The 12,035-nt window shown below is 76.4% G+C and carries 9 protein-coding genes; 5 read left to right on the top strand and 4 right to left on the bottom strand.

Features of this window, described 5'->3' with window-relative positions; genetic code table 11:
• The first annotated feature begins 5 nt into the window (after positions 1 to 5).
• A complete protein-coding gene (locus ACFPK1_RS24040; RefSeq protein WP_378023484.1) occupies positions 6 to 1,148 on the top strand; it encodes an inorganic phosphate transporter in 1,143 nt (380 codons plus the stop codon).
• Between the two features lie 8 nt (positions 1,149 to 1,156).
• A complete protein-coding gene (locus ACFPK1_RS24035; protein ID WP_378023483.1) occupies positions 1,157 to 1,399 on the top strand; it encodes a hypothetical protein in 243 nt (80 codons plus the stop codon).
• A 63-nt stretch (positions 1,400 to 1,462) separates the two neighbouring features.
• On the opposite strand, the gene ACFPK1_RS24030 is transcribed toward ACFPK1_RS24035, so the two are convergent.
• The gene (locus tag ACFPK1_RS24030; protein ID WP_378023482.1) at positions 1,463 to 2,443 is read right to left on the bottom strand and encodes a hypothetical protein; all 981 of its coding nucleotides are present in this window, start codon (positions 2,441 to 2,443) and stop codon (positions 1,463 to 1,465) included.
• A gap of 235 nt (positions 2,444 to 2,678) precedes the next feature.
• Between ACFPK1_RS24030 and ACFPK1_RS24025 the strand changes: the two genes are divergently transcribed.
• Entirely contained in the window at positions 2,679 to 3,305 is a 627-nt protein-coding gene (locus tag ACFPK1_RS24025; RefSeq protein WP_378023481.1) for a hypothetical protein, read from the top strand.
• A 10-nt stretch (positions 3,306 to 3,315) separates the two neighbouring features.
• On the opposite strand, the gene ACFPK1_RS24020 is transcribed toward ACFPK1_RS24025, so the two are convergent.
• On the bottom strand, positions 3,316 to 8,049 hold the full coding sequence (locus ACFPK1_RS24020) for an ATP-dependent helicase (RefSeq protein WP_378023480.1): 4,734 nt from the start codon (positions 8,047 to 8,049) through the stop codon (positions 3,316 to 3,318).
• Between the two features lie 68 nt (positions 8,050 to 8,117).
• Here ACFPK1_RS24020 and ACFPK1_RS24015 point away from each other — a divergent pair, with 68 nt between their 5' ends.
• Positions 8,118 to 9,353: a patatin-like phospholipase family protein gene (locus tag ACFPK1_RS24015; protein ID WP_378023479.1), complete on the top strand. Its 1,236-nt coding sequence runs from the start codon at positions 8,118 to 8,120 to the stop codon at positions 9,351 to 9,353.
• A 7-nt stretch (positions 9,354 to 9,360) separates the two neighbouring features.
• Positions 9,361 to 10,044 carry a GAP family protein gene (locus ACFPK1_RS24010; protein WP_378023478.1) on the top strand — a complete coding sequence of 228 codons (684 nt, stop codon included), beginning with the start codon at positions 9,361 to 9,363 and terminating at the stop codon, positions 10,042 to 10,044.
• On the opposite strand, the gene ACFPK1_RS24005 is transcribed toward ACFPK1_RS24010, so the two are convergent.
• Both ACFPK1_RS24005 and ACFPK1_RS24000 read right to left on the bottom strand, forming a co-directional pair.
• Positions 10,025 to 10,699 (bottom strand): response regulator transcription factor, encoded by a 675-nt coding sequence (locus ACFPK1_RS24005; protein ID WP_378023477.1) that lies wholly within the window; start codon positions 10,697 to 10,699, stop codon positions 10,025 to 10,027. The two genes, ACFPK1_RS24010 and ACFPK1_RS24005, sit on opposite strands and share 20 nt — an antisense overlap.
• Positions 10,696 to 11,916 carry a sensor histidine kinase gene (locus ACFPK1_RS24000; RefSeq protein WP_378023476.1) on the bottom strand — a complete coding sequence of 407 codons (1,221 nt, stop codon included), beginning with the start codon at positions 11,914 to 11,916 and terminating at the stop codon, positions 10,696 to 10,698. Before ACFPK1_RS24000 ends, ACFPK1_RS24005 begins: the two co-directional genes overlap by 4 nt.
• Between the last annotated feature and the right edge of the window lie 119 nt (positions 11,917 to 12,035).

Raw genomic sequence — 12,035 nt, 5'->3', positions numbered from 1 at the left:
AGCGGGTGGACCTGTCCTTGATCGTCATCGTCGTGGTGATCACGGCGTTGGTGTTCGACTTCACGAACGGCTTCCACGACACGGCCAACGCGATGGCCACCTCCATCGCCACCCGCGCGCTGACGCCGAGGACGGCCGTCCTCATCGCCGCCGTCCTCAACGTGGTCGGCGCGTTCCTGTCCGTCGAGGTCGCCAGGACGATCTCCAGCGGGCTGGTCGACGAGACCCGCATCTCGCCCGTCGTGATCTTCGCGGGGCTCATCGGCGCGATCATCTGGAACCTCGTGACCTGGCTGCTCGGCCTGCCGTCGAGCTCCTCGCACGCCCTGTTCGGCGGGCTGATCGGCGCCACGCTGGTGGCCGCCGGGCTCGGGGCGGTGGACTTCGGCGCCGTGTTCTCGAAGGTCATCCTGCCCGCGATCGTGTCGCCGGTCCTCGCCGGGATCACCGCGCTGATCGCGACCTGGCTGGCCTACCGCACCACCGCGCGCGCCGACGACGGCACGGTGAAGCGGGGCTTCCGGGTCGGCCAGGTCGCGTCGGCCTCGATGGTCGCGCTCGCCCACGGCACGAGCGACGCGCAGAAGACGATGGGCGTCATCACCCTCACCCTCATCACCGCCGGGGTGCTCGCGCCGGACTCCGGCCCGCCGTTCTGGGTGATCCTCTCCGCCGGCCTCGCGATCGGGCTCGGGACCTACCTCGGCGGCTGGCGGATCATCCGCACGCTCGGCAGGCGGGTCAGCGACATCGAGACGCCGCAGGGCTTCGCCGCCGAGGCCAGCACCACCGCGGTCATCCTCACCTCGTCGCACCTCGGTTTCGCGCTCTCGACCACCCAGGTGGCCACGGGCGCGATCTTCGGGGCCGGCGCCGGCCGTCGCCTCGCGGTGGTGCGCTGGAGCGTGGCGGGCCAGATGGCGATCGCCTGGGTGCTGACCCTGCCGGCCGCGGCGGCCGTCGGCGCGGTCGCGGCCTGGGTCTCGTCCACCGGCACCGTGGGCACCGTTCTGGTCGCCGTCGTCGCGATCGCGCTCGCGGCCGGGATCTGGGCGGCGTCGCGGCTGCGCCCGGTGACGGCCGAGAACGTCAACGACGTCGACGACGACGCGGCGGTCCGCCCCGAGCCCGCCGTCGCGGCGCGCTAGGAGAGGTCATGAGCATCGACTGGGGGTCGCTGGGCCTCGTCGTCGCGGTGTCCCTGGCCGCGGGCGTCGCCGTCGTCGTGCTGGTGTCGTTCGCGCTGGTCGGGCTCTCGGCGCGCGAGCGTCCCCGGCCCGGGGGACCGGAGGACGGCACGCCGACCCTGAGCCCGGGCGCCGGCACCGCCGTCGCGGTCGCCTGCCTCGCGGCCGTCGTCGCGATCGTCGCCTACGGCCTGTACGTCATCGCCTTCTGAGCGCGCGGGGGGTTGCCGCGAACGCGCTGTTCGCTGCTTCTAGGCGTCCGAAGTCCCCGTTGATCACGCCAGGTCGGGATGGTCCTTGACCCACCACAGGAACTGGCGGGCGTGGTCGAGGTCGACGAAGCGGTTGCCGATCAGCTCGACCAGCAGGTCGTTGCTCCAGTACGCGAGCCGCCCGATGGTCTGCGACGTCGTCTCCGGGGACGGCAGCTCGATCCCGAACACCTGCCGGGCGATCTCGCGCTTGCCGCCCGCCGGGCTGGTGTAGATCAGGATGGGCAGGAAGCGCTCCGGCTCGGCGATGCACAGGACGCGGGTCAGCATCGCCTCGCGGAACCCGGGCATCGCCGGCGCGTCGTCGGAGGTGATCAGCTCGGTCAGCCGGTCCTCCGGGGCGGGCGGGTCCTCGCCGCGCAGCAGGTGGTCGACGACGCCGCGGAACGCCTCGGCGGCCCGCACGTTGCCCAGCGCCCGCCACTCGTCGTTGAACCGGCTCATGTTCCCGGGCCGGGCGACGACCTTGCTGTTCGCGAAGTCCTTGAGCGCGACCGGCGTCGTGTACGGCAGCGCGTCGGCCTCGAACGCCTGGCGGTAGACGTCGCGGTAGCGCCCGGCCTCCTCGTCGGGGTGCGGGAAGTCGGTGAGGAACTCCCGGCGCAGCGCCTCGATGATCCGCCAGCGCTCGGGCGGCACCATGTCCGCGGTCGCGGTGAACCGCGCCCGCGCGGTCTCGACGTCCTCGAGCGGGCGCCGCTCCCGCTCGCGCACCGGCCCGCGCGTGCCCGCGGTCCGGCCGGCCGACCCCGTCACGCTCGTCGACGAGCGCGTCGGGGGCCGGCTGGTCGTGGCGGACTTCTTGCTGGTGGAGCCGGTGCTGCGCGACCGCGTGGTCTGGCTGACCGCCCGCGGCGAGACCGGCTTGGCGCCGAGGACCCACTCGTGCCCGCAGGCCGTGCAGCGCATCATGTTGCGGCCGTCGTCGGCCATGCCGAGGTACTCGGCGGCGGACTCCTGACACGTCGGGCACGCCAGCGCCATGCTCTCCCCAGGTTCGACTGTCGTTCGGGTCCGGGACGGTGCGCGCTCCAGCCTGCCGTGGGCGCCGCGGGAGCGCACGGGGAGGTCCCCTGTGGACCGCGGCCGGCCGGCCCGGGTCCGACCCTGCGGCGGGCGCCGGAGCGTCGTGCGCCGTCCGGCCCACGCGCGCCGGGCTCCGTCCCCAGGCTGCACCGAAGCGCCCGCACCGGCGGACGCCGCACCGGACCCTGCGGTCATGACGATCCACGCACTGCACATCGACGCCGGGGCGCACACGGTCACCGTGGAGGTGGTCGGCGAGCACGCCCGCCTCGAGCTGCGGCCCGCACCCGGCACCGGCGGCGGCCCCGAGGACACGGTGGCGTTCGAGGTCCCCGCCCGCGCCCTCGTCGCCGCGGTGCGGGCCTCCTGGGCCGACGTCCACGACGCGCGGACCTTCGAGCCCTGGCGCGACGAGCCGTCCCGGCACGGCCCCTCCCGCGGCGGCCTCCACGGGGTCGACGACCGGCCGCGGCGCGGTGACCTCGGCGACGGCGATCCGGACGGCTTCCACGACGGGTCGGTGGTGCCGTTCCCGTACCGCTACCCGGTCCGCCCGCCCCGCCCGGCCCGTCCGCCCCGTCCGGCCCGCAGCGGTCAGCCGTGGGAGCCGGAGGAGGAGGTCACCATCCGGGAGCGCTGGCTCGCCGCGTCACCGGACGCCGACCGGGACGGCCTCCTCGCTGAGATCGCGGCGACCCTCGAGCGCGCCGCCGGCGGGGTCGCGGCCCGGCTCCCGCAGGTCGGCTGCGACCCCTACCGGCCGGGCTGCCGGCTCGAGCGCTCGTGGAGGCCCACGACCGGGCACCCCGCCGGCGGGTGAGGCCCCCGCGTCAGGCCCGCAGCCGCAGGCCCTTCGGGCTGTGGCGGAACCCGGCCTCGGTGAGCACGTCGGCCAGCACACCGTCCAGCGCGCCCGAGCCGTCGGCCTTCTCGACCGCGATGCTGCCCAGCCAGCCCTCGCGCACGGCCGTGGCCAGCGCGGCCGCGGCGGCCGCCAGCGACGCGCGGGACGTGGTGAAGCTCAGCAGCGACTTGCCGCCACGCTCCACGTAGATCGCCGGCTCGCCGTCGACGAGCACCACCAGCGCGCCCGCCTTCCGTCCGGGCCGATGGGAACCGTCCCCGACGGTCGCGGGCCACTCCAGCGCCGCGCCCCACGGCTGGGCGGGGTCGGTGGCCGCGAGCACGAGGGCCGTCGGCTCGCCGGCGCCGTCGTCGTCGCGCGACTCCGCCCGCAGCCGGTCGATCGCCCCGGGCACCGCGAACTGCGCCGCCCCCAGCCCCTCGATGACGTAGCCGCGCCGCGCGCGCCCGGACTCCTCCATCGCGCGCAGCACCGGGTAGATGCCGGCGAAGCCGCCGGTGGCGCGCTCGGTGTCCAGCGCGCCGCGCGTGAGCACGCCGTGGCGCTCGAGGAACGCCTCCGTGCGGGCCTGCGCGCGGCGGGTCGGCTCCTCCTCGCGCGCCGGCACCCCCGACCACCGGCCCGCGGCGGTCGGGGGCCCCGTCCGGGAGGGCATCGGGGCGCGGCCGAGCCGGGCGTAGCGGCCGCGCGACGGCGCCCGGCGCTGGCGGTGGGCCCCGCCGCGCGCGCCGCCGGAACCGCGCGAGCCCCCGCCGGACACGAGCGCCCGGACCGGGGCGAGCGTGTCGTTGGTGGCGAGCCCGGCCCAGACCAGGTCCCAGAGCGCGGCGACGAGCGTGGCGTCGTCGGGCATGTCGGTCTCCGACCCACCGGCCTGGCGCAGCGCCGCGTGGGTGCGCTCGCCGAGCTGGCGGAAGAACAGCGCCCCGCCCGCGTCGAGCGTCTCCAGCAGCGCGCGGTGCAGGGGCGTGTCGACCATGTCGGGCTCGGCGTCGGGCAGCAGGAGGTCGGCGAGGTCGGTGGGCGCGACCGCCAGCCAGCCGTCGCCGCCCGCGAGCGTGCCGCAGCCGGTCCACGTGACCTCGCCGGCGCTGGTGAGCTCGTCGAGCAGCGCGGGGGAGTAGCCCGGGAGCCGCGCGGGGAGCACGAGGCTCTCCAGCGCGCTCGCGGGGATCGGCGCGCCGGCCAGCTGCTCGACCACGCCCAGCACGTCGTCGGGACCGGGCGCGCGGCGGATGCGGCGCCCCACCCCCTGCCAGGCGGGCAGGAACCGGCCGAGCGCCGCCGGCTCGACGGGCTCGACCTCGGCACGCAGCCGCGCCAGCGAGCCGCGGCGCAGGCGGCGCAGGACCTCGGCGTCGCAGACGTCCGGGCCGGTGCCCGCGAGGTCGGCGGGCACGCCCGGCAGCGGCGGCGCGCCGTCGGGCCGCAGCTCGCCGCGCACCAGCCGCCCCGACGACACCAGCCGGTCGACCACGCCGCCGACCACGGCCACGCCCAGCCCGAAACGGTGCGCCGGCGCCGCGACCGGGAAGGGACCGCGGGTGCGGGCGAAGCGGGCGAGCAGGTCGCCCAGGGGGTCGGTGACCGGCTCGGTGAACGCCTCGGGCACCCCGACCGGCAGGCCCGCGCCGAGGGCGTCGCGGAACCGGCCGGCGTCCTCGATGGCGATCCAGCGTTCCTCGCCGGCGACGCGGACGCGGATCGCGCGGCGGGACGACTCCAGCTCCCGGAGCCACTCCTCGGCGACCCCGCGCGCCGCGGCCTCGGCAGTGGTGAGGTCGCCGACGAAGCGCAGCAGGTCGGCGGTGCCCTCCATGTCGCGGACGTGGCGCTCGGGGTCGGTGCGCTGCAGCTGGCCCTCGATCTCGGCGAGCACGTCGCCGTCGAGCAGCTCGCGGATCGCCTCCGAGCCCAGCAGCTCGGCGAGCAGCGCCGAGTCGAGGGAGAGCGCCGCGGCCCGCCGCTCGGCCAGCGGCGCGTCGAGCTCGTAGAGGAACATCCCGACGTAGCCGAACATCAGCGTGCGCGCGAACGGCGACGCGCTGGTGGTGGCCACGTCGACGACCTGCACCCCGCGCGAGCGGACGTCGCGCATCAGCTCGGTGAGCCCCGGGACGTCGTAGACGTCCTGCAGACACTCGCGCATCGTCTCGAGCACCACCGGGAACTGCTCGAAGCGGCTCGCGACCGAGAGCAGCTGCGCCGCGCGCTGGCGCTGCTGCCACAGCGGGGTGCGCCGGGTGGGGTCGCGGCGCGGCAGCAGCAGCGAGCGGGCCGCGCACTCGCGGAACCGGGAGGCGAACAGCGCCGAGTTGCTGACCTCCGCGGTGACCATCTGCTCGACCTCGTCCGGGTCGAGCAGCACGTCCTCGGCGGTGGGCAGGATCTCCTCGCCGGCGTCGTCGAGGGCGTCGGGCAGGCGCAGCACGATGCCGTCGTCGGCGCTCGCCGCCGACACCTCCAGGCCGCGGGTCTCGCGGAACCGCGCCGCGATCGCCAGCGCCCACGGCCCGTTGACCTGCGCGCCGAACGGGGAGTGCACCACGAGGCGCCAGTCGCCCAGCTCGTCGCGGAAGCGCTCGACGACGATCGTGCGGTCGCTCGGGACGTGGCGTGTCGACTCCTTCTGCTCGCGCAGGTAGGCGAGCAGGTTGGTGATCGCGTTCTCGTCGAGCCCGGCGGCCGTCGCGCGCTCGCGGGCCGCCTCGTCGTCGGCGGCCGAGAGCTCACGCACGAACGCCCCGAGCGCGCGGCCCAGCTCGAGCGGGCGGCCCAGCGCGTCGCCCTTCCAGAACGGCATCCGCGCCGGCACGCCGGGCGCGGGCTCGGCCACCACCCGGTCGCGCGTGATGTCGAGGACCCGCCAGCTCGTGGAGCCGAGCAGGAAGGTGTCGCCCACGCGGGACTCGTAGACCATCTCCTCGTCGAGCTCGCCGACCCGCGAGCCCCCGGTGCCGCCCTCGCCCGACCCCGGGGTGACCACCGTGTAGAGCCCGCGGTCGGGGATCGTCCCGCCGCTGGTGACCGCGAGCCGCTGGGCGCCGGGGCGGCCGGAGAGCTGGTCGGTGACGCGGTCCCAGGTGATGCGCGGGCGCAGCTCGCCGAAGTCGTCGCTGGGGTAGCGCCCGGCGAGCATGTCGAGCACCGCGCCCAGCGCCGAGTCGGGCAGCCCCGCGAACGGCGCCGCGCGGCGCACGAGCGCGGTGAGGTCCTCGACCGACCACGGCTCCATCGCCGTCATCGACACGACGTGCTGGGCGAGCACGTCGAGCGGGTTGCGCGGGTAGTGCATCGCCTCGATGGCCCCGCTCGCCATCCGCTCGGCGACGACGGCGCACGAGACGAGGTCGCCCCGGTACTTGGGCATGACGACGCCGGTGGAGACCGCGCCGACCTGGTGGCCCGCCCGGCCCACCCGCTGCAGCCCGCTGGCGACCGACGGCGGCGCCTCGACCTGCACCACGAGGTCGACCGCGCCCATGTCGATACCCAGCTCGAGGCTCGACGTGGCCACGACGCACGGCAGGTGCCCGGACTTCAGCGCCTCCTCCACACCGGTGCGCTGGGTGCGGCTCATCGAGCCGTGGTGGGCGCGGGCGACGATCACCTCGGCGGGCTCGGCCGTGCCCGACTGCCCGACCGCCTCCGCCGGGAACGGCCCGATCACCGGCGCCAGCTCGTCGGCCTCGTCGTCGCCGGGCCCGTCCAGCTCGACCGGGGGCCGTTGCTCGGCCTCCGCGTGCGCCCGCTCCGTGGCCAGCTCGTTGATCCGCGCCGTCAGCCGCTCGGCCAGCCGCCGGGAGTTGGCGAACACGATGGTGGAGCGGTGCTCGCCGACGAGGTCGAGGATGCGCTCCTGCACCGCGGGCCAGATCGACGCGCGCTGCGCCGCGCCGGCCGCCGACCCCTCGACCTCCTCCTCGACGCCGGGCCCCGAGGAGTTGTCGCCGCCGCTGTCGAGGGCCGCCATGTCCTCGACCGGCACCTCCACGCGGACCTGCACGGTCTTCGTCGACTCCGGCGCGACCACCCGGACGGGGCGCCCGCCGCCGAGGAACGCCGCGACCTCGTCGATCGGGCGCACGGTGGCCGACAGGCCGATGCGCTGGGCCGGCGCGTCGAGCAGCGCGTCGAGCCGCTCGAGGCTCAGCGCGAGGTGGGCCCCGCGCTTGGAGGCGAGCACGGCGTGCACCTCGTCGACGATCACCGTGTCGATGCCGCGCAGCGACTCGCGCGCCGCCGAGGTGAGCAGCAGGAACAGCGACTCGGGCGTCGTGACCAGGATGTCGGGCGGCGTGCGGTTGAACGTGCGTCGCTCGTCGGCGGGGGTGTCGCCGGTGCGCGAGCCGACCGTGACGTCGGGGCGGGGCAGCCCGAGGCGCTGCGCGGCCTGGCCCAGCCCCGCGAGCGGGGAGCGCAGGTTGCGCTGCACGTCGATCGTCAGGGCCTTCATCGGCGAGACGTAGAGGACGCGGCAGCGGCGCGTGGGCTCCTCGGGCGGCGGCGTGGTGGCCAGCCGGTCGAGCGCCCAGAGGAACGCCGCGAGGGTCTTGCCCGAGCCGGTGGGCGCGACGACCAGCGCGTGCTGCCCCTCCGCGACCGCCTCCCACGCACCCTCCTGCGCGGGGGTGGCCCCCGCGAACGCGCCGGTGAACCAGTCGCGCGTGGCGGGGGAGAAGCGGTCGAGGACGTCCATGGGCACCATCGTGCCCCCGACCCCCGACAGTCGCTCTTGAGCGGATCGGACACCGCTAGCGTGAGCGGATGAGGATCGCGCTGGCGTTCCAGGGCGGCGGCAGCCACACCGCGTTCACCGCGGGCGTCCTGGCGCGCCTCGTCGAGCGCGGGGCGTTCGACGGCCACGACATCGTGGCGGTCAGCGGGACCTCGGGCGGGGCGATCAACGCGCTGCTCGCGTGGACGGCGCTGCGCGAGGACCGCCGCGACCGCATCCCGGCCCTGCTGGAGGCCTTCTGGGAGGACAACGCGGCCCGCGGGCCCCTCGAGCGTGTCGGCAACGCCGTGGTCGTCGGGGCGGGGCTCGCCCAGAGCCTGGGCCTCGCGCCGCCGCTGAACCCCTACCTGCTGCTGCCCCCGTTCGACGGCCGCGAGGAGTTCCGCCGGCTCCTGCGCCGCCACGTCGACTTCGCCGCGCTCACGGTGGACACCGACGCGCACGACCCCCGGCTCGTCCTCGGCGCCGTCGACGTCCGCAGCGGCGCGTTCCGGGCGTTCGACAGCCGCCGCGACGTCATCACCCCCGACACGGTGCTCGCGTCGGCCGCGATCCCCACCCTGTTCCGCGCCGTGCACGTCGACGGCGGCGCGTACTGGGACGGGCTGTTCTCGCAGAACCCGCCGGTGGCCCCGCTGCTCGACGACGACCCCGACGAGCTCTGGGTCGTCCAGATCAACCCGACGCGGCGCGACGACGAGCCCCGCACCACCCTCGACATCGCCGACCGCCGCAACGAGCTCGCCGGCAACCTCTCGCTCTACCAGGAGCTCGCCTCGATCGAGAAGATCGACCAGCTCCTGGCGGCCGGCACGCTGACCGCGGCCAGCGGCTACCGGCAGGTGACCGTGCGCGTGCTCGAGCTCGCCCGCCCACCGGCGGCGGGGTTCCTCGGCGCGGCGTCGAAGATCAACCGGGACGTCGCCTTCCTGCGCGAGCTGCGCCGCCGCGGGCGCTACCAGGCCGACGTCTTCCTGGCCGCGCTGCGCTTCGAGCAGGCGTGGAGCGACGGCGACGTCGCCGCCCTGCGTGACCTGCTCGCCGGCGCCGCGATCACGATCGAGGCCCCGATCCGGCCGCCCGCCGACCTCCCGGCGTTCCTCGCCGACGCGGTCGTCCGCGACGACACGCGCAAGGAGCTGGTGGGCCAGGACGTCACCTGGCGGGTGACCGTGCAGGGCGCGCCGGGCGTCCTCACCGCGACGATCGTCGGCCACCGGCTCCTCGCCCTGGCGCTCGGTCCCGTGCCGCAGGACGAGCGGTGAGCACCCGATGAGCCCCGAGGCCCTCGTCCTCGGCCTGATCAGCGCCGTGCGCGGGGTGACGCTCGCGATCGTCTACGCGCTGCTGCTCTCCGAACGCGCGCGCCGACTGCTCGTCGCCTACGTCGTGGCGGGCGCCGTCGTCACCCTCGGCGTCGGGATCGTGGTGGTCACCTGGCTGCACACGGGCACGCGGGCGTCGGGGTCCACCACCGGGCGCCTGTGGGTCGACCTCGTGCTCGGTGTCGCCGCTGTCGTGTGGGCGGGGTTCCACCTCGCCGGGCACCCGATCCGGCTGCGCCGGCCCGGTCGCGAACGGCGCCGCGAGCGCAGCACGGTGCTGCCCGAGGCCCTCGACCGCCGGCTGCGGGCGCCCACGGTGCCGATGGTGATCGGCGCCGGGGTGCTGACGAACCTGCCCGGGCTCTACTACCTCGCCGCGCTCGTGGCGATCCTGCAGACCCACCCGAGCGCGGTGGACGGGATCGCGCAGGTCACGGTGTACACGGTGCTGCGCTTCGCGACGCCGCTGGCCGCGCTGGTCCTGGTCGTGCTGCGGCCCGACCGGACGATGGAGATCGTGCGGTCGGCGCACGCGTGGGGGCACCGCAACTCCCGGGTGCTGCTCGGGCTGCTCGTCGGCGCCGTGGGCCTCTACCTGGTGGGCAAGGCGCTCAGCGGGCTCCTGGGGTGAGCCCGTCGCCGCCGGACAGGCCCGCGTCGTGGGCGAGCAGCGCGAGCTGCGTGCGGTTCTCGAGGTCGAGCTTGGTGAGCGCGCCGGACAGGTAGGTCTTCACCGTCGAGAGCGAGAGCAGCAGCTCCGCGGCGATGCGCGCGTTGCTCCAGCCCCGCCCGACGGCCGCGGCGACGGCGCGCTCCTGCTCGGAGAGCGTCGCGAGGCGCTCCCCGGCCTCGCGACCCGGTGCGGCCCGCCCGGTCGCCGCCGCGATCAGCCGCCGGGTGACCGACGGCGACAGGCTGGTGCCGCCCGCCGCCACCCGCCGGATCGCGTCCTCGATGTCGGCGGGCGGGGTGTCCTTGACGAGATAGCCCGTGGCGCCGGCGCGCAGGGCGGCGAGGACGTCCTGGTCGGAGTCGAAGGTGGTGAGCACGAGCACCGCGGGCGGGTCGGCCCGCGCGAGCAGCTCCGCGGTGGCGCGCACCCCGTCGACCCGCGGCATCCGCAGGTCCATGAGCACCACGTCCGGTCGGTGCTCGGCGACCGCCGCGGGCACCTCGTCGCCGTCGCGCGCCTCGGCGACGATCGTGATGTCCGGCGCCTCGCCGAGCATGAGGCGCAGGCCCGAGCGCACGAGCGCGTCGTCGTCGACCACCAGCACCCGCGTCACGCCATCTCCTCCCGGGGCTCGACGACCGCGGCGACGCGCTCCTCGTCCCGGCGCGGGACCCGCACGGTGACGCGGAACCGGCCGCCGTCGGGCCCGCGGAGGTGCACGCGCCCGCCGGCCAGCTCGACCCGCTCGGTGATGCCCACCAGGCCGTTGCCCGGCGGCCCGGTGGCGCCGCCGGCGGGCAGCGGGTTGCTGACGTCGAGCTCCACCTCGCCGCCCGCCACCGCCGCGAGGCGCACCTCGACCGGCCGCCCCGGGGCGTGGCGGGCGGCGTTGGTCAGCGTCTCCTGGGTGATGCGGTAAAGGGTGCGCCCGCACTCGTCGGGCACCGGGGTGCCCGCGAGCCCGTCGTGCAGCGTCACCGGGGTGCCCGCGGCGCGCACCCCGGCGAGCAGCCGGTCGAGGTCGGCCAGCGTCGGCTGCGGGGCGACCGAGGCCGTGCCCACCTCGCCGGGCGCGGTGGGGTCGGTGGGGTCGGCGTCCGGGTCGCGCAGCACCCCGAGGATCGCGCGCAGGTCGACCAGCGCCTCGCGGGCCCCGGCGCGGACGACCTCGAGGGCGTCGCGGATCTCCCCGGGCGACGCCGTGCGCCGGTGGGCCAGGGCGCCGGCGTGCAGCGACACCATCGAGAGCCGGTGGGCCAGGACGTCGTGCATCTCGCGGGCGATGCGCGTGCGCTCGGCGGTGCGCGCGGCCTCGGCGCGCAGGGCGGCCTCGCTCTCGGCCCGCTCGGCCCGCTCGACCAGCGAGTCCATCAGCTCGTGGCGGGCCCGGACGGCGGCCCCGGTGGCGACCACCACGACCGTCGAGCCCGCGGCCCACGCGAGGGCGGTCCACGACGCGTTCTCGGGGGTCTGCACCCGGAGCAGTCCCTGGAGCGGCCCCAGCGCGAGCGAGAGGACACCCAGAGCGGCGGCCGTGGGCCAGGGCCGGCGCACGGCGATCGAGAACGTCGCCACGGCCCCGGCCAGCCACGCCGACGTGCACACCACCGACAGCCCGTAGACGACGAGCGCGCAGCCGACCGGCGCGCGGCGGCGGCCGAGCACGACCCCCGCCGCGGCGAGCCCGCCCAGGAGGTCGACCCACCACCACGCGGGAGCCTCCGTGGGCAGCGTCGAGGGCTCCACCCACAGCGCGACCCAGACCCCGAGCAGGGACAGCGCGACCGCTCCGGCGTCCCAGAGGCGCGGGGTGGGCCCGGTGGTCGGCACGACGGCCACGCTAGTGGCACCGTCCGACGGCGGCCCCGGTCGAAGGTCGATCGACGGTCGTCCTTTCGGCGGGCAGGCCGGGACGTCGCGCCGTGGTAGGCGCCGCCCGCGGCTCGTGA

Source organism: Actinomycetospora rhizophila (assembly GCF_042657905.1).
Classification (GTDB): Bacteria; Actinomycetota; Actinomycetes; order Mycobacteriales; family Pseudonocardiaceae; genus Actinomycetospora; species Actinomycetospora rhizophila.
Note: the sequence above shows the minus strand (reverse complement) of the source record. Positions and strands in the feature narration are given on the sequence as shown.

What these genes read in the sequence shown, in the direction of transcription:
- ACFPK1_RS24035 (WP_378023483.1), top strand. Translation starts at nt 1,157, where the DNA reads ATGAGCATCGACTGGGGGTCGCTGGGCCTCGTCGTCGCGGTGTCCCTG.
- ACFPK1_RS24030 (WP_378023482.1), bottom strand. Translation starts at nt 2,443, where the DNA reads ATGGCGCTGGCGTGCCCGACGTGTCAGGAGTCCGCCGCCGAGTACCTC.
- ACFPK1_RS24025 (WP_378023481.1), top strand. Translation starts at nt 2,679, where the DNA reads ATGACGATCCACGCACTGCACATCGACGCCGGGGCGCACACGGTCACC.
- ACFPK1_RS24020 (WP_378023480.1), bottom strand. Translation starts at nt 8,049, where the DNA reads ATGGACGTCCTCGACCGCTTCTCCCCCGCCACGCGCGACTGGTTCACC.
- ACFPK1_RS24015 (WP_378023479.1), top strand. Translation starts at nt 8,118, where the DNA reads ATGAGGATCGCGCTGGCGTTCCAGGGCGGCGGCAGCCACACCGCGTTC.
- ACFPK1_RS24010 (WP_378023478.1), top strand. Translation starts at nt 9,361, where the DNA reads ATGAGCCCCGAGGCCCTCGTCCTCGGCCTGATCAGCGCCGTGCGCGGG.